The organism is Microcoleus sp. Aus8_D2, assembly GCF_036702665.1.
GTDB lineage: Bacteria > Cyanobacteriota > Cyanobacteriia > Cyanobacteriales > Microcoleaceae > Microcoleus.
In genome coordinates this window covers 68,530-92,762 of the sequence record NZ_JAUBUN010000006.1, presented here as the reverse complement: position 1 = coordinate 92,762, position 24,233 = coordinate 68,530, and the positions used below count along the sequence as shown (strand labels likewise).

The 24,233-nt window shown below is 46.2% G+C and carries 15 protein-coding genes and 1 pseudogene; 6 read left to right on the top strand and 10 right to left on the bottom strand.

The features are described 5' to 3' along the window. Positions 1-211 precede the first annotated feature (211 nt). On the top strand, positions 212-1,276 hold the full coding sequence (locus tag QUB64_RS06825) for a TIGR03032 family protein (RefSeq protein WP_333267092.1): 1,065 nt from the start codon (positions 212-214) through the stop codon (positions 1,274-1,276). A 37-nt stretch (positions 1,277-1,313) separates the two neighbouring features. Here QUB64_RS06825 and QUB64_RS06820 read toward each other — a convergent pair whose 3' ends face one another. The 6 genes from QUB64_RS06820 to QUB64_RS06795 form a co-directional block, all read right to left on the bottom strand. After that, positions 1,314-2,213, bottom strand: coding sequence for an ABC transporter ATP-binding protein (locus tag QUB64_RS06820; RefSeq protein ID WP_333267090.1), 900 nt, complete (start codon positions 2,211-2,213; stop codon positions 1,314-1,316). 307 nt (positions 2,214-2,520) lie between these two features. Then, entirely contained in the window at positions 2,521-3,294 is a 774-nt protein-coding gene (locus tag QUB64_RS06815; protein WP_333267088.1) for an ABC transporter permease, read from the bottom strand. A gap of 302 nt (positions 3,295-3,596) precedes the next feature. Next, on the bottom strand, positions 3,597-4,658 hold the full coding sequence (locus tag QUB64_RS06810) for a hypothetical protein (protein WP_333267086.1): 1,062 nt from the start codon (positions 4,656-4,658) through the stop codon (positions 3,597-3,599). Between the two features lie 83 nt (positions 4,659-4,741). After that, positions 4,742-5,536 (bottom strand): hypothetical protein, encoded by a 795-nt coding sequence (locus QUB64_RS06805; protein WP_333267084.1) that lies wholly within the window; start codon positions 5,534-5,536, stop codon positions 4,742-4,744. Positions 5,537-5,632: 96 nt separating this feature from the next. Beyond that, positions 5,633-6,154, bottom strand: a complete 522-nt coding sequence (locus QUB64_RS06800) for a Uma2 family endonuclease (protein ID WP_333267082.1) — start codon at positions 6,152-6,154, stop codon at positions 5,633-5,635. A 231-nt stretch (positions 6,155-6,385) separates the two neighbouring features. After that, entirely contained in the window at positions 6,386-7,411 is a 1,026-nt protein-coding gene (locus tag QUB64_RS06795; protein ID WP_333267080.1) for an ABC transporter permease, read from the bottom strand. Between the two features lie 11 nt (positions 7,412-7,422). On the opposite strand from QUB64_RS06795, the gene QUB64_RS06790 reads away from it, so the two are divergent. Beyond that, complete coding sequence (locus tag QUB64_RS06790) at positions 7,423-7,617, top strand: hypothetical protein (protein WP_333267078.1); 195 nt, start codon at positions 7,423-7,425, stop codon at positions 7,615-7,617. Positions 7,618-7,823: 206 nt separating this feature from the next. Here the strand turns inward: QUB64_RS06790 and QUB64_RS06785 are convergent, their stop codons facing one another. Continuing rightward, complete coding sequence (locus QUB64_RS06785; RefSeq protein ID WP_333267076.1) at positions 7,824-8,168, bottom strand: hypothetical protein; 345 nt, start codon at positions 8,166-8,168, stop codon at positions 7,824-7,826. A gap of 768 nt (positions 8,169-8,936) precedes the next feature. Between QUB64_RS06785 and QUB64_RS06780 the strand changes: the two genes are divergently transcribed. Continuing rightward, on the top strand, positions 8,937-12,344 hold the full coding sequence (locus QUB64_RS06780) for a PAS domain S-box protein (RefSeq protein ID WP_333267074.1): 3,408 nt from the start codon (positions 8,937-8,939) through the stop codon (positions 12,342-12,344). Between the two features lie 514 nt (positions 12,345-12,858). Here QUB64_RS06780 and QUB64_RS06775 read toward each other — a convergent pair. Both QUB64_RS06775 and QUB64_RS06770 read right to left on the bottom strand, forming a co-directional pair. Continuing rightward, entirely contained in the window at positions 12,859-13,926 is a 1,068-nt protein-coding gene (locus QUB64_RS06775; RefSeq protein ID WP_333267069.1) for an ABC transporter permease, read from the bottom strand. Between the two features lie 284 nt (positions 13,927-14,210). After that, entirely contained in the window at positions 14,211-15,350 is a 1,140-nt protein-coding gene (locus QUB64_RS06770; RefSeq protein WP_333267067.1) for an AI-2E family transporter, read from the bottom strand. Between the two features lie 414 nt (positions 15,351-15,764). Between QUB64_RS06770 and QUB64_RS06765 the strand changes: the two genes are divergently transcribed. Then, complete coding sequence (locus QUB64_RS06765; RefSeq protein ID WP_333267065.1) at positions 15,765-17,552, top strand: efflux RND transporter periplasmic adaptor subunit; 1,788 nt, start codon at positions 15,765-15,767, stop codon at positions 17,550-17,552. 341 nt (positions 17,553-17,893) lie between these two features. Then, the gene (locus QUB64_RS06760; RefSeq protein WP_333267063.1) at positions 17,894-21,007 is read left to right on the top strand and encodes an efflux RND transporter permease subunit; all 3,114 of its coding nucleotides are present in this window, start codon (positions 17,894-17,896) and stop codon (positions 21,005-21,007) included. Between the two features lie 76 nt (positions 21,008-21,083). Here the strand turns inward: QUB64_RS06760 and QUB64_RS06755 are convergent, their stop codons facing one another. Further along, complete coding sequence (locus tag QUB64_RS06755) at positions 21,084-23,810, bottom strand: O-linked N-acetylglucosamine transferase family protein (protein WP_333267061.1); 2,727 nt, start codon at positions 23,808-23,810, stop codon at positions 21,084-21,086. Between the two features lie 272 nt (positions 23,811-24,082). On the opposite strand from QUB64_RS06755, the pseudogene QUB64_RS32910 reads away from it, so the two are divergent. Beyond that, positions 24,083-24,233 (top strand): annotated as a pseudogene (locus QUB64_RS32910) (hypothetical protein); the annotation flags it as partial.

Genomic DNA, 24,233 nt, shown 5'->3' with positions numbered 1-24,233 from the left:
GGCTATTTTAAAGAATTATAAAAAGTCGAAGTCGGGGCGAGTTTAAGAGTATTGATTTTAGGCAATCATTGTCGGTAAAACCCGCCCCTTGTATATCTAAAGAGGTAGGTTGGGATTTGACGTGTTCGTGGGGGCGTGTTTACGAGATTGTTCGTTTTAGGCTATTGTCGATAAAAACCGCCCTTACGGAAATAAAGATTTTATAGATTTTATGAATAACGAACAAGCCACTTTTAATACAACCCACGAACACGAAATTTTTGGCGATCGCGATTTTCCATCTTGGTTAACCCAACAACAAATCAGCCTCGCTTGCACTACCTATCAAACCAGCAGGTTAATGTTAATCGGTGCTGTGCCAGAAACGAACAGAATCTCGGCTTTTTGGCGAATATTCGATCGCGCTATGGGGCTGTACTGCACGCCGGAACGCCTTTATTTAAGCTCGAAATATCAACTCTGGCAATTAGATAATGTCTTAGAATCCGGGAAAATATACCAAAACTACGATAAATTATATATACCAAGAATCGGCTATACTACAGGAGATATCGACATTCACGATATCGCTGTCGATAAAAATAATCAAATCATTTTTATTAGCACTTTGTTTAATTGTATTGCTACTTTGAGCGATCGCCACAGTTGCAAACCCCTCTGGAAACCGCAATTTATCTCACAATACATCAATGAAGACCGCTGTCACCTCAACGGTTTGGCGATGGTGGATGGGGAGGCGAAATATGTCACGGCGTCGAGTCAGTCGGATGTGGTGGATGGCTGGCGCGATCGCCGAAAAAATGGCGGTATAGTTATTGATATTGAATCTAATGATATCATCGTCACAGGATTGTCAATGCCGCACTCACCCCGCTGGTATCAAGATAAATTGTGGCTGCTTAATTCGGGGAGAGGAGAATTGGGTTATGTGGATTTAGATACAGGGAAATTTGAGGCGATCGCGTTTTGTCCGGGATATGTCCGAGGACTGGCTTTTTGGCAAAATTGGGCGATTGTGGGATTGTCGAAACCGAGGGGAAGTGACAATACTTTTAGCGGTTTAGAATTGGATGAGCTGTTAGTAGCTAAGGATGCTGAGGCTCGGTGCGGTATGATGGTGATTGATTTGACTACTGGTGCGATCGTTCATTGGTTGCGGTTTGAAGGAATTGTCACGGAACTTTATGATGTGCAGGTGATTCCGGCGGTGCAAAAGCCGATGGCTTTGGGTTTTCAAACGGATGAAATTGCTCAGTTAATTACTTTGGAAGTTTAACCGCTGATGGTGGCGGATATACGCAGATGGACGCAGATTAAGATAGAGTTTGTTTAGTCACCTCTACATAAATATGTTCTAACCGCACCGGATAGCGAGCAATTGAATCAATAGAAATCCCATCAAAACGCAAAATAATGTCTTTTAATTCCAAACGTTCCGGCAGCCAAAAAGCCAAATCGCTACCGTAGCGGCGGGGAATAAAACTGTATTCTGCCGCGCGGGCGATGACTTCAGCTTCTGCGTCGGTTTTAACCACAATAATTTCCTGAGCAGGAATTAGTTTTTGCAACTCCTCCAAACTGCCCTCAGCCACAATACTACCATTCTTTAAAATCCCAATTCTCTGACACAAACGCTCAGCCTCATCCAACAAATGAGTTGTCAGCAAAATCGTAATTCCTTCCGACTGCAATTGTTGAATCAACTCCCAAATTTCATAACGAGCCTCAATATCTAAACCCGTTGTCGGTTCATCTAAAATTACTAATTTAGGCTGGTGTACCAAAGCCACCGCAATATTCAAACGGCGCTGCATTCCTCCGCTCAAAGTTTCCACCGGACTTTTAGCTCGATCGCTCAAATTTACTGCTTTTAAACATTGCTCTATTTGATAGCGGCGCTGTTTGCGATTTAAACCATAAATTTGAGCAAAAAAATTGAGATTTTCTTCACAGCTAAGACTTTTGTAAAGCAAATTTTCTTGTGGCGCTACCCCTATTAACGGTTTAGTAGAGTCTGAAACTGGTTCGCCATTAATGAAAACCTTACCGCTGTCGGCATTTAGCAAATTACATAAAATATTGATAGTTGTAGTTTTTCCTGCCCCGTTTTGCCCCAGCAAACCGTAAATTTCGCCAGCTTGAATGTGCAGTGTTAAATCGTTAAGCACTGAACGTTCGCCGTAAGCCTTATTTAGCTTTTCTATTTGCAGCACTGCTTAAAATCTCCCTAAGTTTAATTGTATTATTTATAGCCTTCTTGGTGCTAAGGAATGAAAATTTAATAACTGTTACTTATTGCTTGTTACCAGGCTCTGCCTGGTAACGTAGATCCGGAGGCTCTGCCTCCTTTTAGCTCGCAACTGAGAGGAGAGAGGACTGTAGGAAGTGCTTAAGTTATTAAATTTTCGATCCTAAGTTTAATTGTAATATCACACGCGGCTGGGCAGAAACCGGGTTTTTACGACAATCTTTCGCTTTCGCCCACAGATTCGGTAAAAAACCCGGTTTCTTGGGTCTTAGTTAAAGTCTTCTTTCCACTCTCAACATCCGCCGATAAGACAGCCATCCGCCTGCTATCATTAAAATAGCAAAAACGAACAAAAACCAGAAGTGCGATTCAATATCAGCAAACTCTTTGCCGCCCGCCCACACGCCCATCAGCGCTTCGTTCATGTGATAAATTGGATTGTACTGGGCGAGATCCAGCAGGATTTTGGGAAACAGCGAAGTCGGCAAAAAAGCGCCTCCTAAAATCAATAAAGGAACGCCGAAAGCTGCTACTAGCGAGTTGACATCTTCCGTGCGCCTCGCAAACTGCGTCCCGAGAATAAAGCCAACTCCTACGTAGGATACAATGCTGAGTAGAATAATCGCGCATCCTAACAGAATAGAACCTTGAAATTGTGCTCCCAAACAAGAGGCGATCGCGTATACTAAAATTACCTGACCGATGCCGATGCAACTGTGAGCCAGAAAAATTCCTAAAAAGTAGGAAGTGCCGCTCAGGGGGGAAACAAATAAGCGTTTGAGAGTATGCTGTTCTCGCTCCGAGACTACTGTGGCTACGCTGCCGCCGAGACAGCTAAAAAACAAAGCGGCTCCTACTAAACTTGCAGGTGCAGCACTTTCAAAGGCTTTTTCTGTGGTGAGATTAGCGCGTTCTTTTAAAATTAAACCGTTAATTAGCAAGATAGAAATTGGAAAAATACTCCACAAGATTAAGCTGCGCCGCCTTCTCCCCAATTCGATTAAAATTCGCTGCGCTACTGCGAGGGTTTCGTACCAGTATTTCATAGGGATTTTGTTAGCATAGTTAGAATTGGGAATTGATATCAAGTCCGCCAAGAACCCACACAATAAAATTGGTTCGTAGTGAGGACTTTAGTCCGCATTTATCGAAGGACTAAAGTCCTCACTACAAACCTTCTTGATGGTGTTGAATTTACCGGACATTATACGATAATCGTTCGGGACGCCACGGCATATTATACCATAGAAATACCGAGAATGTTAAATCTCAATAAAAAACCCGCGCGGGCGGGTTTTGTGATTTTAGCAACATAGAGTTTTAATTTTTTTTCTGTCTGTTGCTGCGCTCATTTAATACTAAAGCTCGTACCTCTGTAGCATCCTTGAAAAGAAGTTAAACTTGTGTGGTTTATTTCTTCCAATTTAGTGACGAGGGATTCAGTCTGGGTACTTTCAGGGGTAGCATCCCATTTGTAGATAAAGTCGCCGATATACTCTCCGCTTTTTTCGTAACTGTACTCTTCTATCGGAATTCCCGAAACTCCTGAAACTGTTTGGTTGTGGTATCCGTTAACAATGATTTTATCGATAACTGCTCCCGGTTCTAAAGTTATGTTCCAGTTAATCGGTTCGTAGGCTGAAAGTGCGAGAATTATGGGTTTGTTTCGGCGTTCTACTTTGATTTCGATCCTCTTCGAGGGCTTCGCTAACGCACTTTTCGCTCTATTTCCGTTCCCGTGCTCCGAATTAGCCTCGTAAACACCGATCAAATGAAGTTCTTTATCTCCGGTTGACGAACCAACATAGGCTGAAAAATCGTCGGAACCGCCAATCCCGCAGTTGGCGGCTGAACTAATGGGGGAAGTAAAAGTTGTTTTTTCGGCGAGTTTCTGCTGCACCGTCGGGACTACCCACAATCCGGTTCCGATTCCTAAAGCACCTATTAAAGCGGCGGCGATACCGAAAGGAATGGCATTTGTCAGGTGGCGAAAGGCTGTTGTTGCGGTTAGTTCTGATAGCGTTTGCTGCCAATTTTCAGCAGTTTGTCCGGCATTGCCACCATCTAGACAAGCTAACAAAGCTAAACTTTCCGGCTGTTCCAGCAGACTTTGAACAGCTTTCCCTTCCCCAACGTAGAGATTTCGAGTTTCGGTGTCTAACAGCAGCCAGTAGCGATCGCCCTCGCCGAGGTTGTACTCTTGTAGCGCAGGCTTAACTAAATCGTGCTGTAAAAACACCAGCCAAGCCATGTTATTGCCAGTGCCGACTGTTTTGCCGTCGCTGGAAATAAGTTGGTCGATGTCGGGTTCCCACCGCCAAGCTACCCAGCGACTGTCTCCTGGATAGCCCAGGGATTTTTCTAGTTGCGGATGAGCGGTTATTTCTAGTCGTTGAACTAAGTTTGACACCGTAGGTCTCCTCAAGTGCGTTAGCGAAGCCCTCGAAGAGGATCGCCACTTCCATGTCTTAGCTTAACTCATCAGCCGACAGTTCAAAAAGTACCCGTGCCGTTGCCAGTTCCAGTGTTGGGAGACAAATTGTTGCTGGGAGTGGTATAAGGCGAACTTCCCGGATTCAGATTATTCTGATTGGTATAAGGCGAACTTCCCGGATTCAGATTATTCTGATTGGTATTCGGCGTAGTTCCCTGATTGGTATTGTTGGGAGTGGTATAAGGCGAACTTCCCGGATTCAGATTATTCTGATTGGTATTCGGCGTAGTTCCCTGATTGGTATTGTTAGGAGCGGTATTCGGCGAAGTTCCCTGATTGGTATTGTTGGGAGTGGTATTCGGCGAAGTTCCCGGATTGGTATTGTTGGGAGTGGTATTCGGCGAAGTTCCCGGATTTGTATTGTTGGGAGTGGTATTCGGCGAAGTTCCCGGATTTGTATTGTTGGGATTGGCGGGATTGGCGGGATTGGCGGGATTGGCGGGATTGGCGGTCCCCGCAGGAGTAGTTATCGGGGCGCCGGCAGTATCTCTGGTAACGCTGTTCGGGTTCGGGGCGGCTGCCGGATTGGCTGCATTGGGGTTATTTGCAGGAGCATTGGCGGGGTTGCCGGCAGCCGGAGCAGTGTTTCGGGGAGCAGCGTTGGTGCCGCACAAGCTGACTAAATCAAAAGTTGTACCGCTTGCGGTTTCGATGAAGCAAACCGGCACGTCTACTCGTGGGTTTGAGGCTCTAGGAAAGTCGGCTGTTCTGGGCATGGGAAGGCTAAAAGCAGCTTCCGCCATCAGTGGGGTCAAGGCAGCCGATAGAGCGACTGTTATTCGCAATAATCTCATCAGCGTTTCCTCAAATATTTCTGTCTTTGCTCCAGTATTGCCCAGAAACTGCAAAGTGTCCTGAATCTAAAAGCTGATCTTTTTGACAAATCCTTCTTAGCTGGCTAACACAGGCTGCAACATCTCGCGCACGCAGAAAGTACACTTAGAAAAAGCTGAGAGCGCCACAGTCGAATCCTCTGACAAAATCATTTGACTCCCGTACCCGTCGTCGGAGGGTTCTCGAAATACGTGAAGTTGGCGTTCGTTGATATCTAGCACCCAAAAATCGTCAATCTTGGCTCTAGCATAGATATTTCCTTGAATCTCGCAGTCATTTTTAACCGTACCATCGGCTATTTCGATCAGCAGATATATCTCCGAGGCGAGCGGATGGCGGTCTGTATAGCGCAGCACGTCTGGCATCACAACTGCGATCGACGGTTTTGCTTGGGCATCGCCTAACTGAATTGGTAGCTGCAATCGCACCAAAACATCATCTCCTAACAGCTTTTCCAGCAATTTCTGAATAAGTACGATCGCTGTAGCATAATCTGTTCCCTGTATTTTCATTTTTTTGACAATCAGTCCTGCAACTAATTTTACTTGTTGTGAGTTGAATATTTTAGTCGATCGCACCTAATAATCTTCCACGCATATCAAAGGAGAATATAGCGGGGGAGAGGGAGAGGGGGAGATTGGGAGATTGGGAGAGGGAGAAAACTCTTCCGTCTTCCTTCTTCCCTCTTGCTTCTTCCTGATGACTGATAACTAGCCTTCGACTGCGCGATCGGGCAAGATGACTAATGACTAGCCTTCGGCTTCGCTCTTCGGCTAAAATGACTAATGACTAATGACTAATGACTTCATTTAGTAACGAATTCGAGGGTCAATGTAAGCGTTCAAAATATCAATTAGAATGCTAGCAATTACCACAATTCCCGCAAAAAACACCACAATACCTTGAACAGTTGGATAATCCCGCAAACTAATCGCTTCGTAAAGGCGATTTGCCAGCCCCGGCCAAGAAAAAGTAACCTCCGTTAAAATAGCACCGCCCAACAGTGCAGCAAAAGTCAGTCCCAAGACAGTAATCACCGGAATCAGCGCATTTTTGAGAGCGTGAGCCCATAAAATCTGCAATTCAGGAATGCCGCGAGCTCTAGCTGCTTCCACATAATCTGCTTGCAAAGTTTGCTTCAGATTCACCCTCACAATGCGCTCAAAAATGCCACTCAAGAGAATGCCCAGCGTCAAACTCGGGAGTGCCAAATAATGCAAACTTGTGAGAAACTGACCAGGGTTAGCGCTCAAGAGACTGTCTACAGTGTACAGTCCCGTGTAGCCTTGGGGAGCTCTTAATGTCACCGGAAAGCGAGTTCCCAAAGGAAACCAGCCCAACTGTACCGCAAAAATCAACTGCAAAACCATGCCGGCCCAAAAAGCCGGCAGCGAGTAAGTGATAATCCCAAACAAACGGCCTGCTGCATCGAAAATAGTGTTGGGGCGGGATGCTGCGAGGGAACCGATACTGATGCCGACAATTAAAGCTATGGCCATGCTACAAACTGCTAATTCCACTGTGGCGGGGAAATAGTCTCCGATAATTTGCCACACGGTTTGTCCGCGAGTGGTGATGGAGGTTCCCAAGTCGAAGCCCAACAAGTCTTTCATGTATTTGAGATATTGCTCCCACAGGGGGGCGTCGAGGCCGAGTTGGGTTCGCATTGCTGCTTTAGCGGCGGCGGGAGCTCGCGAGCCGAGAATGGCATCTATGGGGTCGCCCGGAGTGGCCCGCAGCAGCAAAAATACTGCTGTGGTGATTGTCCACAACATTAGGGGTGCGAGGAGCAAGCGGACAAAAATATAAGATTGCAGGGCTTTTGAGCGAGACATAGGAATGGGGAATGGGGAATGGGGAATGGGGAATGGGGAATTGGGAATGGGGAATTGGGAATTGGGAATGGGGAATTGGGAATTGGGAATGGGGAATGGGGAATGGGGAATTGGCAAAACAGGGAATTGGCAAAACAGGGAATTGGCAAAACAGGGAATTGGCAAAACAGGGAATCTTGCCCGCTCGCGCAGTCGAAGGGTGGTAATTGTTAATTGTTAATTGGTGTAGACAGTTGAGTTTATTTTAGCTATTTGTCGATCGACATTTTTCCAATTTTAGATTTTCCTTTCTCTTCGATACGATCTCAATATTGCTTCGATCGTGATGTCCCGATCGCGTATGGTATAAGCGATCGGGAACGATCGCACTCAAACAAAAAAAGGCTTTTTACGAAAATGAGATGCTTCCTTCCTATTCGCCCAGTAGCGATTCAAATGCGGCTTGCAAAGACTTGATATCGCCGACTCTGGCTACTAACAAGTTTTCGCTGCCGGCATCCTGCAACCTGTGCTTCCAATACTGGACGCTATCCGAGTTGTTCATCCAGAAACTAATCACGGTGTCTACGACTCGATCGACATCCCAGCCGCGATAGGGAGAAACTATCTCCACGGCTGCCACAAACGCATCGAGAGTGCACTTCCGATTTCCCAAATATTCTACACCCGACGGCTGCTGTTGTTGCAGCAATTCCTGCTGCTGGTTAAAAAAGGTTAAAGTAGGAGATACGCCCAGGATTTCAAATGTATAGTTCATGTCTTCCTCCCGAAGTATTATTTTGCTCAAAGGTCGAGCGTCCAAAAAAGCTAAAAACACTTGACATTACCCAAAAATAGGTACAAGCGGCCGATGCTCATGGGGGGGCGAACCCAAAATTTTAGACTCCTGTTCCTGCTCCCTGATGAATCAAGGCGAGTAAATCTCAAATCGAAAAATTGAAAATGGAAAATCGACTGACGTTGCTGCCCTCGATGCACCACAGATGCTTCAATTACCCTCTTTGCGTGCGATCGCCATTTTGTCCGCTTATTCTATGAATAGCAAATTTTTCAACAGACGGTTGTCAAATAACTTACATTTGTCAGGGCACTGTAGAAAAAATTAAAATCTGATTTTGATTAAGCAGCGGTAAGGTGGGCCATCTGCACCCGGAGAAAGTGAGAGGATTTTAGATTTTCCCTTTTCCATTTTTCGATTTGAGATTTCGGCATGACTGATGAATTAAGGGTTTGCAGCACGAGCAAAGCAGTTACATTTTTTGACCTGGTGTGAGTTTTGGGGCGCGAGTCCTCGATCGCGATCGCCCGATTCACTCAAGTAGTGGCACAATTAATATTACAATTTTTTACAGTAGCGGTTGAAACCTCAGCCTTTGTTTTGAGCGACAGGCCACCCCACATCACTATTCCTGTGCGACTTTGTAACTTATAATATCTAGGGCATCTTTGAAACGACAAACGATACGCAAACCCCGTAGGTGTCAAAATAATATTGATGTTATTGAAAAGCCTGAGCAGTCGTCTGATGAAAAGCTCGCCCAAGATGTCACTGAGCCTAGTCTTGTTGATACCCCTGGTGGTGCAAATCTCCGTAGCAGTCGGCGTCACTGGATGGCTGTCGTTTCGCAACGGCCAGAAAGCCGTCAATGACCTTGCTACCAGGTTGAGCTTGGAAGTCGCAGCCCGGACTAAAGAAAATTTCCGCAGTTTTGGGGATATGTCTCACCTGTTCCTGCAAATGAATACTGCTGCGATCGTCTCGGGAAATTTAAATCCGGAAGACTTCCCCAACTTAGAGCGCTATTTGTGGAACCAGACCAAGCTGAGCGATCGAACTACAACCATCTACTACGGCGACGAACAGGGCAGATTCCTCTTGGTCAAACACGAAGCAGAAGACTTACTATACATCAGAGACGAATCAACCGCTCCCTACCGCCAAATTTATCGCCTGGACAACCAAGGAAATCGCACTGAGCTAATCACAACCGCCGCCTATGACCCCCGTACTAGACCGTGGTACCAAGCTGCCAAACAGTCAGAAAAAGCCACTTGGTCTGGGATCTACTTGTTCACCGCCTCGCCAGTTCTCGGCATTACGCCGGTGATGCCGATTTACAATGAAACAGGAAAGCTGCGGGGGGTATTAGCAATTGACCTGACTCTTTCTCAAATCAGCGATTTTCTCAAAAGTATCAAAATTAGCCCGTCAGGAGAAGTTTTTGCGATCGAACGCAGCGGGGAAATCGTCGCCAGTTCCACAGACGAATTGCCCTTTGTGACCGGCCAAGACGGACAAAAACGGCTGTTGGCGACTAAAAGTAAAAATTTGCTAATTCGATCGGCTTCCACATACTTGGAAAAACGATTTGGCAGCTTTGAACAAATTGACAGCCAAGGACAGTTTAGCTTCGATATAGACGGCAAACGTCAATTCATTACGGTGGCTCCCCTGCGAGACGGCCGCGGCCTCGATTGGCTGATTGTCGTCGCCATCCCGGAAGCAGACTTTATGCAGCAAATTAACGCCAACACTCGCACAACTATCTTATTGTGCTTTTTTGCCTTCATATTGGCGATCGTCCTGGGAATTTTCACCTCTCGCTGGGTTGTCAAACCAATTACCCGACTGCTGGAAGCATCCCAAGCTTTAACAAAAATGTCGGAATCTGCCGACTTCACCTCCGCCGAATTAGATGGCGAAGTCGAAGTCAAAGGTGTCAACGAACTCGGCGTCCTGGCTCAGTCTTTCAACCAGATGGCCAGACAATTGCGATCGTCTTTTGTAGCCCTAGAACGAACCAACTCCAGTTTAGAACAGCGAGTAGCAGAGCGGACTGCCGAACTCGAAGCCGCCGAAGCAGAATTGCGGGCTTTGTTTGCAGCCATGAACGAATTAATTATAGTTGTGGACGCCACCGGCCGCTATCTAAAAATCGCGCCCACAAATATATCCCTGCTCTACAAACCAGCCGCAGAATTAGTTGGAAAAACTATCGGAGAGCTGTTTGATCGAGCTACAGCCGACAATTTTCTCAACCAGATCCGAGCAGCTTTAGATACTCAGGAAACTGTCAGCATCGAGTACGATTTAACCATTGACAACCGCGAATGTTCTTTTGCAGCCAGCATTTCGCCGCTTTCCGAAGCATCCGTAATTTGGGTAGCCCGCGACATTACCGAACAGAAGCGAGCCGCATCTGTACGGCGGATGAGACAAAAACAATTGCTCAAACAAAATACGGTTTTGCTAGAATTGGCAAGAAATAAAGCGCTATATCGAGGCGATTTGCAAGTAGCTTTGAGGGAAATCACCGAAGCGGCGGCTCATACCCTAGATGCAGAAGGAGCTGGAGCGTGGTTGTATGACGAAAGTCGCTCGAAATTGCAATGTCTAGACCAATTTGGGCGCACCAACGGCCAGCATTCCCAAGGCGCCGAACTCGCAGCAGCCGACTATCCAGCTTATTTTAAAGCTTTGGAAGAAGACCGGACGATCGCAGCCGACGACGCTTTCTCCGATATTAGAACTAAACAATTTGTGGGTTCTTACTTTGCAGAAGGCGGTACCACCTCTACCTTAGACGCGCCGGTGCGGCTGGGAGGCCAAACAGTCGGAGTCATCTGTATCGAACAGGTGGGAAGTACCCGCCACTGGACAGTAGAAGAACAAAATTTTGCTGCTTCCCTGGCAGATTTGGTATCATTGGCGATCGAAGCCAGCGATCGCGATCGAACACAAACCGCCCTGCGTCAAGCAGAACAAAAATACCGCAGCATCTTTGAAAACGCAGTCGAAGGCATTTTTCAAACCACCCCCGAAGGCCGCTTCTTGAGCGTAAATCCAGCTTTAGCCCGCATCTACGGCTACGCCTCTCCCGAAGAATTGACATCAAATCTCACCAACATCAGACAGCAAACTTACGTCAATCCTCAGCAGCGCGAAAAGTTTATGCGAGTGATGCAAGAATTCGGACAAATTTCCGGGTTTGAGTCAGAAGTCTACCGCGCTGACGGCAGCATAATTTGGATTTCCGAAAGCGCGCGTGCAGTGTGCGACACCGACGGCCAGGTGCTCTACTATGAAGGCAGCGTCGAGGATATTAGCGATCGCAAAGTCTTTGAATCCGCCTTGCAACTCGCCCTAGAAGCAGCCGAAGCCGCATCCACCGCAAAAAGCGCATTTTTAGCCAACATGAGCCACGAACTGCGCACACCCCTCAATGCCATCATCGGCTACAGCGAAATGCTCCAAGAAGAAACCGAAGAATTGGGCTACGATGAACTCACCCCAGACTTAGACAAAATCCGCACATCCGGCAGACACTTGCTATCGCTAATTAACGACATTCTCGACATTTCTAAAATCGAAGCAGGTCGCATGGATCTGTACTTAGAAACCTTCGACATCGCCGCCTTGATTGAAGAAGTCGCCTCCACAGCCGCGCCACTAATTGATAAAAATCATAACACATTAAACTTACAGCAAATTAGCAATATCGGCACTATGCACGGTGACATTACCAAACTACGGCAGATTTTATTAAATTTGCTGAGCAATGCCGCCAAATTCACAGAAAATGGTACAATTACCATCAGCGCCAGCCGAGAAACAATGGCGGGCGAAAGCAGCGAAGCGATACCTGAAAACAGTTCTGAACCTGCGGCAAATTATCCATCCTCAAATCCCAGTAAAGAATTTTTAGTAGTTAATTGTACAGATACAGGAATTGGCATGAATCCCGACGAGTTGCAGCACGTTTTCCAACCCTTTATCCAAGCAGACGCTTCAACCACGCGCAAGTATGGCGGCACAGGTTTGGGACTAGCAATCAGCCAGCGTTTTTGCCTGATGATGGGTGGCAATATTTCAGTAACAAGTCAAGTCGGTGTGGGTTCTACTTTTAGCATCCGCTTACCTGTTAATACTTAACTAATTCTTGGTATTTTTGAGCTATCATTGTATTACCAAATCTCGTAGGGGCGGGTTCACCAACAATCTTTGGTTCACATCCAAAATATTAATAAACCCGCCCCCACCCAACCAATTAACCGATCGCGCCAGAGGTTTTTGAGTATCTGCGATGGGTGGGGGCGGGTTTTTTAGTTCTGGGATTTGATGATATAAATTTGGGTGAACCCGCCCCTACAAATATTTTAATTACTAATTTCCAATTACCTTTGAATGCTTCTCGGATCGAGAGCATCCCGCAATCCATCCCCCAATAAATTGAACGCCAAATCTCGTAGGGGCGGGTTCACCAACAATCTTTGGTTCACATCCAAAATATTAATAAACCCGCCCCCCCTCAACCAATTAACCCCGATCGCGCCAGAGGTTTTTGAGTATCTGCGATGGGTGGGGACGGGTTTTTTTAGTTCTGGGATTTGATGATATAAATTTGGGTGAACCCGCCCCTACAAATTTTTGAATTACTAATTCCCAATTACCTTTGAATGCTGCGCGGATCGAGAGCATCCCGCAACCCATCCCCCAATAAATTAAACGCCAAAACAGTCAAAATAATCAGCGTCGCCGGAGGCCAAACCAACCAGGGCTGCAAAACTAAAATTGAAGCATTCGTAGACAGCGATAGCAAATTTCCCCAAGAAGGATCTGGCTGTTGAATTCCCAACCCAATTAAACTCAAAACCGACTCCGCCACAATAAAACCCGGAACCGACAAAGTAGCAGAAATAATTACATAAGTTGCAGTTTGCGGCAAAACGTGGCGGACAATAATATAAATTGGGTTCGCGCCCATGGCCCGCGCCGCTTGCACGAATTCTAGCTGTTTAATTGACAGTACCTGACCGCGAATTACCCGCGCCAAACTCGCCCAACTGATAAATGAAGTAATCAGCACAATCAATATAAATCGCTGAGCGCTTGTCAATCCGGGGGGAAGGACTGCTGCTAGAGCTACTAATAAATAAAGACCGGGAATCGTCATCAATACTTCGGCAAAGCGCATTAAAATACTGTCAATCCAACTTCCGAAATAACCGGATATTCCTCCGATTAATAATCCCAAAGGAAAAGAAATTGCTATGCCAACTAAACCGATGCTGAGGCTAATGCGGCTGCCCTGTACTAAGCGGCTGAATTGATCGCGAGCTTGTTCGTCGGTGCCTAAAATGTTAATTTTGCCTTCCCCTGTAGTGCCAAACAGGTGTCTGTCGAATGGCAAAACTCCTAAAAGTTTATAGGGAGAACCTTTGACAAACAAACTGACACCCGAGGGTTTTTTCCAGTCTACAATTACCTCGCGAGCGCCCGTATTCGCATCCACCGGCCCCTGAGTAGTCGGGTAAACGTGGGGGCCGATAAATCGCCCGTCTTTGGTACTTAAATAAATCTGAGTTGGGGGTAGCAAGGAACCGTTTAATTGAGAGTCGTAGGGGTCGTAAGGTGCCACAAATTCGGCAAAAAGTGCGACTGTATAAAAAATTAATAGCACTACGGCTCCCAACCGAGCTAGAGGATTATTTTTCAGATTTTGCCACCATTTCATAAGTTTTAGGTTTGAGATTTTAAGTTGGTTCGTAGTGAGGACGAAGAGTCCTTCTTTCGTTCGTAGTGAGGACGAAGAGTCCTTCTTCCGTTCGTAGTGAGGACGAAGAGTCCTTCTTCCGTTCGTAGTGAGGACGAAGAGTCCTTCTTCCGTTCGTAGTGAGGACGAAGAGTCCTTCTTTCGTTCGTAGTGAGGACGAAGAGTCCTTCATTAACGGAATCAGTAGCAAGGGATGAATTCGTTACTAATAAAATTTTTACGGACTGAAGTCCTTACTACGAACCTTAAACTATTTTTTTTTCATCGGGAACCAAAATTATTCTATTTTCATTTTGCCCAATTTTCCCCAATTCCTCGCCGCTAAAAGGATTGTAAAAAAACGAGCCTGTTTGCGGGGGCAATTTGGGATTGAGTACAATTTCCACGATACTTTTGACAACCCCAGTCAGCGGAATTGCCAGGATAACTCCTAACAATCCTCCCACTCTACCTCCTAACAGCAAAGCTGTAAAAATAATTACCGGACTCAACCCCGTGAGATTGCCCATAATTCGGGGTGCTACTAAATTATCCTTGATTTGCTGGAGACCGATCGCAACTGCCAACACTTGCAGCGCCAGCCACCAATCGATAAATGCTACAATTATACTAACAGTGCCGATGCCCAGCGTCGCTCCGATAAACGGAATTATTTCTGTCAATCCGATAAACACGGCAAACAACAGAAAAAACGGCACTTGCAGCCACCAAAAAGCCAGAGTTAGCGAAATCGCCATAAAGAGTCCCAGCAATAACTGTCCCGAGACAAATCGCTGGAGGTTTCGCTGCAAAGTCTCTGTGAGAACATAGCGAATATCCGGCGAAAAAATGCTGGTCAAACCCTGCCACACTCTTTGACCGTCTAGCAGCATATAAAATGAAATTACCAGGATAAAAATTAAGTCGAGAAACCAGTTAACTGTACCGACCACTAAGCCTAAACTTGTACCTGCGATTGCTTGTACTTGTTCCTGGACTTTGGCTGATAGCTGCTGTTCCAATATTTGCACGTCAAATGGTAAATTGCGATCGGCACTCCATGCTTGAAATTCGCCTAACTGCTGCCGCGCCGACTCCAGCAATTCCGGGAATCTTACCCCCAACTGCCTCGCTTGGCTGAACACTGGCGGCACAATAGTTAGACCAATTACTACTACTACCACACCCGCAGCCAAATAAACTAGCCCCGCAGCGACTCCTCGCGGCAAAAATACTTGCAGTCTGATTACTGCATAATTTAATAAAAATGCAATGAGTCCCGCTGTTACTAAAATGCTGACCAGTTCCCCAACATAATTGATAGCAGTCAGGGTAAACCATCCAGTAACTAGCACTAGCAACCAAGTAATTAGAAACTGTTGGACGGGAGTAAATACACTATTCATTGTGATTTTGTCAATTAAACTGGCACAAGTTTTTTAGCCGCTGTGCCGTATTATACAACAAAAATATTAGAGTATAGATTAGTAATAATCAGTTCAATATTAGACTAAATTCTTTTAGCAGTGATGAGTTGGTGATGGAAAAACCGCTCTGAGACAGACAATCTGAGTCCGATCGCCCTGGGGCGATCGCAAATTACGCTAAGATTACTCTGCCTCAAAATCGCGATCGAGTCAAAGGTCGATCGCACTTTCCTTGATGCAAATCGCCACGAGCAGGTGAAATGCTCTCACACTCACCCAAAAGTAGGAGGCGCGACTGGTCGCGCACTCAGCTAAAATAAACTAGATATTAAAACCGCAATCTTTCTTTACAATATCAAAAACCGAAGGCTCAAACCGGCGGGAGGAACTACCGTGACGAATCAAATTGTTTCAGAAGCAGAAGAACAGCAACCTCTTTCCCCCGTGCAAAGCGGGCGAGACAGGAACTCCGCAGTGGATGCGCCTGAAAGTGGCATCTCAGATAAGTCTCGCTGGCACTTCTCCTCTGAGGAAGATGAACGAGAAATAGCCTTAGAAGTTCCAGACGAACAATCAGAAGTTTGGGAACCAGAACAGCCAGAAGTTCCGCCCAGCAAAGGAATCCGGTGGCCTACCCTGTTGGCGGGTGCAGGTATTGGCGTAGCTGCAACGCTGCTAGCAGTACACTTGAGTGCGGGCCAGAAGAGCGCGCGTCCCGCAGTTGCAGCCCCAGCGGCGGCTCAGCAGGGGACGGCTCAGACGGTGACAGTGGCTGCTGTGGAATCGGCCGAGGTGGCTCAAACTCTGGAAGCGACGGGGACTGTGGCGCCCTACGATTTGCTGCCGGTGCTGCCGCAAGCCAACGGTTTGCAAATCAAGCAGGTTTTGGTAAAAGAAGGGGATGCGGTAGAAAAAGGTCAGGTAATGGCGGTTTTGGACGATTCGGTGCTGCGATCGCAAATTGCCGAAGCTACTGCTAGGGTACAATCGGCGGATTCTACGGTAGAACAAGCGCAAGCTCAGGTGCAACAAGCCCAGTCAGCCCAACAAGAAGCCCAAGCCGGGGTTGCTCAAGCCCAAGCCGGCGTTGAAAAAGCCATCGCTGACGCAGCGCAAGCCAAAACAGGCGTCGGCCAAGCTCAAGCGGGTGTCGAGCAAGCCAAGGCTGGTGTCGAGCAAGCTAGAGCGGGGATTGCTTCCGCCCAAGCTAAATTAGCTCAAGCTCAAAGAGAAGTAAATCGCACCCAAAATTTGGCTTCCCAGGGAGTAATCAGCCAGCAAGATTTGGAAAAGCGCAAGACAGAGCGAGATACTGCTGTTCAAGATGTGAACAAAGCTAAAGCCGATTTGAATAAAGCTTTGGAAGAACAAAACAAAGCGGCCCAAGAAGTGCGATCGGCTCAAGCTAAAGTAGCTACGGCAGAAGCTAATATCAGTACGGCGAGAGCGGCCCTCAGCAGCGCCCGCGCCAAAGTGAATACGGCCGGCTCTGCTGTCAGCAGCGCGCGCGCAAATGTGGGAAATAACGCAGCAGGTGTCCGCAGCAATGAAGCGCAAGTCAAACAGTTGCAAACTCAACTCGAACAAACAATCGTCCGAGCGCCGGACAGCGGTATTGTATCTGAAAGAATTGCTCGAGTTGGGGATGTTTCTTCGGGAAGTCAAAAACTATTTTCGATTATTCGCGGAAACAAGCTGGAACTGCAATTAAAAGTGCCGGAAACTCAGGTTTCTCAAGTTAAGCCGGGAACAGCGGTACAGATTACTTCGGATTCTGACAAGCGGATTAAGCTGTCAGGAACTGTGCGAGAGATTTCGCCGTTAGTTGACCCGCAAAACCGACAAGCTACGGTGAAAATTGATTTGCCTGGAAGCGAGTTTTTGCGATCGGGAATGTTTTTGCGCGCTGCAATTTCAACGGCGACGGCGCAAGGTTTGAAAGTTCCGGCTAAGGCTATTTTACCACAGTCTGACGGCAGTTCTATTGTTTACAAACTTGTGGGCGAGGACAAGGTGCAGGCTCAGCCGGTGGAAGTTGGAGAGATTACTGGGGGCGCGGTTGGGGATTTGACGAGTGCTCAGGTTCATATTAAAAAAGGGTTGAAAGCAGGGGATAAAGTGGTTGTTGCTGGTGCTGGTTATCTCAAGGATGGCGATCGAGTTAAGGTCGGTAGTCAGTAGTCATTTGTCATTAGTCATTTGTCATTAGTTGTTATTGTAGGGTGCGTCAGGTGAGAAGTTGGCGACGACAGACTAATAAATTTTGCCTGACGCACCTTGAGAGTGGTTAGTTACTACAATATATTTATAGCGGGCAAGATGCCCACTTCACAAGAATTTTAAGGAGCAGATTAGTTACTGAGTCAATCGGTGCTGACGGCGCACCCTATAACTTTTTTTGACGAACCGCGAAGACGCGAAGGACGCGAAGAAAGATAAGAGAAGAAAGAGAGAATCAAGAGTTATTAATAACTGCCCTTTCTACTGTCAATTGTCAACTGTCAACTATCAACTGTTTAAATATGTCTTTCAACATTTCGGCTTGGTCGATCAAACAGCCTGTCCCGACGATTGTTTTATTCTTGATTCTGACAATCGGCGGTTTAGTCTCGTTTCCGGTTTTAGGCATCGATGATTCGCCAAATATTGATGTGCCTTCAGTTTCGATATCTGTCAGCCAACCGGGCGCAGATCCAGCCGAACTTGAATCTCAAGTTACGAAAAAAGTAGAAGACGCTGTGGCGGGCTTGGGCAATATTGACCACATTATTTCTACTGTTAATGACGGTTCTTCTAATACGACAGTTAACTTTTTGTTGGGCACGAATAGCGATCGCGCTACGAATGATGTCCGAAATGCGATCGCCCAAATCCGCCAAAGTCTGCCCCAAGACATCAACGATCCAGTTGTCAAGCGGGTGGAATTTGCCGGTAGTTCCATTATGTCCTACGCTGTGGTGTCCGATCGCCAAACGGTAGAACAGCTAAGCGAATTAATCGACCAAAACATCAGCCGCGTCCTGTTGTCGGTCAAAGGTGTCGCTCAAGTGCAGCGAATTGGAGGCAGGGACAGGGATATTAGAGTCGATTTAAACCCCGAACAACTGCAAAGTCTGGGGATTACAGCTACCCAAGTTAACGACCAAATTCGCAATTTTAACATCAATCTTCCCGGTGGCAGAACTGAAATTGGCAATTCCGAACAAACAATTCGCACCATCGGCAGTGCTAAAACAATCGAACAGTTGAAAGCTTATCAAATTACTTTGCCGAAAGGCGGTTTCGTGCCGCTTTCTAGTTTGGGGAAAGTTGAGGAAGGCTATGCAGAAGCGCGTCAGGGCGCGCGGCTCAATAACAAGCCTGTTGTAGCTTTTGCTATCCTCCGCAGCACCGGCAGCACTCTCGTGACTGTGGAAGAAGCGGTGCGGGAAGCTGTCAAGAAAATGGAAAAAACTTTGCCAACCGATGTCAAGCTGGAACTGATTTATACTTTAGCAGATCACATCCGAGATTCCTATGAGGCTTCTGTCGATGCTTTGATTTTAGGCTCAGTTTTAGCGATCGTCACTATCTTTATTTTTCTGCGGGATTGGCGGGCTACTTTGATTGCTGCTGTAGCCTTGCCGCTATCAGCTATTCCTACTTTTGCTGTGCTGAGGATGGTAGGATATACGCTTAATGGCATGACTTTGTTGGCGCTGTCGCTGGTGGTGGGTATATTAGTCGATGATGCGATCGTCGAAATTGAAAATATCGAACGCCACGTCGGGATGGGGAAAACGGCTTATCAAGCTGCTTTGGATGCTTCTGCTGAAATTGGTTTAGCTGTCGTTGCTACCACGATGACGATTGTTTCGGTGTTTGCGCCGGTGGCTTTTATGCCGGGAATTCCCGGTCAGTTTTTTCGACCTTTTGGCGTGACGGTTTCGGCTTCGGTGTTATTTTCGCTGTTAGTAGCCCGCACAGTAACTCCGATGATGGCGGCTTATTTGTTTAAGGATAGCGGACACGAGGCGGAACTCAAAAAAGACCAACTTTCTTATCAGTACCGCCGACTTTTGACTTGGGCGCTGAAGCATCGGGCGATCGTCCTAATTTTAGGTGTAGCTTTGTTTTTTGGCAGCGTTCAGTTAATTCCTTTCATTCCGACTGGGTTTATCGATCGCGATGATACCGGACTTTCGACAGTCTCGATCGAATTACCGCCCGGTTCCACCTTGTCACAGACAGATTTAGCAGTGCAGCAAGCAACTAAATTATTGCTCGCTCACCCAGCCGTAGAAAGCGTTCTGGAGACCGAAGGCGCTCCGACAGTATCCGGGGGGCCAGGTGGGGGTGGAGGGGGCGCTAGCGGGGTAAATACAGCCAGTCTGTACGTCAAATTGAAGCCTGCTGATAAGCGGATCAAGCAACAGCGGTTTGAAGAGGAAATGCGGCCCAAACTTGCCGATGTTCCCGGTGTGCGACTGAGTTTTGCTCAAGGGCGTGTGGGCGGTAGGAAGCAAATGTCGATCGTCCTTAAAAGCGAAAATGCCGAAGCTTTAACTAAAACTGCGGAAACTCTGACGCAACAAATGAGGCAAGTTCCGGGACTGATTGAAGTACAATCTAGCGCGAGTTTAGTCAAGCCGGAGATTTTGGTAAAACCCGATCCAAATCGAGCGGCGGATCAGGGTGTTTCGGTGCAGCAAATTGCTCGTACTGCTTCTTTAGCAACGATCGGAGATATTGACTCGAATCTGGCTAAATTCGATTTACCCGATCGACAAATTCCTATTCATGTGATGCTAGCACCGCAGTTTCGCAGCGATATCGAAACAATTAAGAACCTGCAAGTACCCGCTAAAAATAATACTTTGGTGCCGTTGCGGGCGGTGGCGGATATTATTTTGGGTAGCGGGCCTTCTCAGATCGATCGCTATGACAGAGCTCGTCAAGTATCTGTAGAGGGCAATTTGTTGCAAGGTACGACTTTAGGAGAAGCTGTTGCTGCGGTGAAAAAACTGCCTGCAATGAATCCTTTACCTCCCGGTGTGGAACAGGAATCTTCCGGTGATGCGAAGGTGATGCAGGATATATTCAGCGGTTTTGCGGGGGCTTTGGGAACAGCGGTACTGTTTATTTATGGTGTGTTGGTACTGTTGTTTGCGAATTTCTTGCATCCGATTACAATTATGGCGGCATTACCTTTATCTCTTGGTGGCGCACTGTTAGGGCTTTTGGTAGGACAAAAATCTCTCGGTTTATACGCTTTGATTGGTGTGGTGTTGCTGATGGGAATTGTGACGAAGAATTCGATTTTGCTGGTTGATTACGCGATTATGAATCAAAAGGAAGGCGAACCGATGTATGAGGCGACGCTGGATTCTGGTGTAGCGCGGTTGCGGCCGATTTTGATGACAACGATCGCCATGATAGCTGGGATGGTGCCGATCGCGCTGGGACTGGGCGCTGGTTCTCAGGTGCGAAGTCCAATGGCGATGGCGGTAATTGGCGGTTTGATGACTTCAACGCTGTTGACTTTGGTGGTGGTTCCGGTGGTTTATACCTATATGGATGGTTTGCAAATCAGGATTTTTAATCTGGTGCGGGGGAGAAAGTCTGTTTCTATTAATAAAAAGCGGGCTAAAAGTTGAGCGGGGCGGGTTCGCCAATATCATATGATTCACAAACCGAGTATTTGTAAACCCGCCCTGACACAGCGACTGTATACTAAAGCCGATCGAGCTTCAGCAATTTCTGAAACACCTCTCCCAAGGTAGCGGAGTAAGCGCGACTGTCCATAAACCTCGGTTTCTGCTGCATTTTTTGCTCAATTTGCTCGCGCTTTTGCTTTCGCAATTCGGCATTAGTTCCGAGTTCAATGCTCAACTTAATATAAGACTCTTCGCTGTCAGCGATTAAATCAAACAACTGGATGTCTCGCAGCATTGCCGCCCCTTGTCTGGAGCGCAAACTATTGCCATCCCTGACCACAGTGGGCAGTCCCACCTCTAACGGATCGACTGTCGAATTTGCACCCGCGTAGGGATAGGAGTCTAGATAGACATCAGCCAGCTTTAAAACTGCTTTGACATCTTCGCGATTCGGTAGCGTAGTTAATAAAATTAAACGGTTGCGATCGATACCATACTTATCAAAGATAGCATACATTTTATTGACAAATGGCTGCCTGATGTAAGAACCAGACCAGGTATTACCGAAGGGATATAAAACCAGGACAGAATCAGGTACAGCCGCGATAATCTTTGCCCAAGTCTCCCTGATCTCGGGAATAATCTTGAACGTGTTAGCGCCCGAGATAAATATAACTGATGTCTCGGAAATACCTAAGTTTTTGCGATCGGGATTAATCCTCGCTTCCTCTTTTTGAATGTTATAATTGAAGCAAAATCCTGTCCCGTCCATCATTACTAACTGTTCGCTATATTGTGTTTGCGCTTGCAAAGGTTCCGTCAAATTGCCCGAAATGTAATAGTCAATATTGCGGATGCCTGTAGTTACAGGAGATGCAAAATACGTGGTCTGTAACCGCGCTAGTCGGTGCAAAGCTAATAAAATTATGTTTTGAGTGGCATTGGTGACGATCGACCCTACAAATAAAATATCTAGGTCATCAGCCCGAATTATCTCGACTTGACTGTGTAGTTCATTCGGTAGCTTAACCAGTTTGTCGGCGCGACTTTGACAGTATACATCCAAAGGGCGATCGATCGCGCCGAGGACATATAAAATAATCTCAAATCTATCTCTGTCTAAATGCTCAAAAGCCGGGATAGTCGTGAAAGTTTCTGAAATAGGAGCGAAATTTACTTTGAGAATGCCAAGGCGAATTTGGGTTCTGTTAGCCGGCCGTTTGCTAAAGCTGACATCTATCTGATGTCCCCTTGATTTCAGGATAAACTCTAGGATATCCGAACGCTTGGTATAGATATTTTTTAAATTTTTCGTACTAAAATAGAGAGGAACGAAGTTAACGGTATCTGCAAAAATCAAAGCAACATTTTGCCAAATCTCTGAGTTGGGATTGCTGAAAACGCGACTGTGAACTAAATCAACTAATTGCTGCATATAGTCGGCATAGTTCTCTACTTCTCCAATTTCTTGAAAATAACTAGGAAAGTACAGCATAAATTCCAGCAAGTCATTTAAAAACCACTGGGGAACAGCAGTTCTGCCATACTGCAAGGGTAATTGATCCGCCCGTCGGTACAGCATCACCGCTAGTAAATATTGTATAGCTTCAGCAGCATCAAATCCTGTGGCAACGTATTGACTTAACTCTTCTGCTGCACGCTGTTCGGCATCAGTGAGTGGCTCATCTCTCATGCCGCTTGCTAACAGCATTTTATGTGCTTTTCCCGCACCGCCAAAGTAGCTATTTTTCAGTTTTTCTGCGGTTGCAGATTTCCAAAATTCTGCTATTCGATCGCGTGCTTGACGCAACTCTGTTAAGGCGGATTGATGGGATGTGCTATGATGATATCGATCGATGCAACCCGACAGCCAACTGAGAAACTGAGGCGAGTCTACATTTAGCTTAACTTTGATACTTTCCTGATGCAGTCGCAGGGATAAACGCTCTAGAGTTCCGCTATTTTGCTGCAATGATAATCTTGAAAATGGACTGGCTAAGTCTGCTGCTAAATCTAGCTGATTTAGTAATTCAAAACATCCGCCAGATGTCAGATTGAGAATGTTAATTAGGGGATGGTTGAGGTGCAAGCTGCTCAGCAGTTGAGGATCGTAAACTGACATCAAAATATTTTTGATATCTTGTGCTTGCTTGTCCGGGTATTTTAGCCGTAAATTGAGCTTGGTTGTTAATAATTCTAACACTTGGTCGGGAGATGCTAGCAAAGCATTTAAACTCACAAGCAGGCACTGATGGGAATGCTTTTTATAGAATTCTAAGATATGGCGGTTGTAAAATTTCCATATTTTCAAGCAAGACTCTGGGCGTTCGGCAAAAAATGGTATGTTTAACCGCAATATTGAATCGGCTACATCCCAAGGATAGCGGTAGACAAACAGATAGCAAGCATTGGGGATGATTTGATTCCAGAAATCTAACATTAAACTGGTGCGCGGATCTTTCCAACCCCAAAGTCCTGATTGGTGAGAACGAGATTTGACTAATTGCTGAGCAGGCTCTTTATTTGTGTTAAGTTTTTGCTTGTCTAGCTGTTCGCTTTCTGTCCAACCCCAATCGGGAAAACCTGTTTCGTTGCAAGGAGAGCAAGTTTGCAGGATTTTTCGTTGAAATTCGACAAAATCAGTGTCTTCAAAGTAACCTTTGGGATTCCAATAGTTACCTCTCAGCAGATTGTCTCCTAAATTAATGCCGATTGCTTGTAAAAATGCCGCAGTCAGAGAAGTACCAGAACGGTGCATTCCCGTAATAATTAGCACTGGATAATTTGTCCTATTATTTAACATTTTTTACCTCATGTAGGATTTAAAAAAATTAGGTTGCGCTTGGTTGGTTAGTTTTTTTATTGATATATCCGTATATACAGATTTTGTTAGAGATTTAAATATGCAGCAAGGTATCATAACATCTTTTGTTGCAGCAAATAAAACAAAAAATGTCGCACAAAAAAAACTTTGAAAAATTGCATAATTTTTTGGGAAAATTCCTGATATAGAAATAAAGGCCAGGTGCCGATGTAAAAATCGCCCTCGCCTCTTGAGTGTAAACAGGAAAAAACATGGCAATAATTATCAGTACATCCTCAAGTGACACTCTGATCGGGGGCACACCAGACAATGACAACATTTCCGCCTTGGGTGGGAATGACACGATCAGTGGCATTGAGGGTAATGACACCTTGCTAGGCGATGCAGGAAATGACAGCCTTG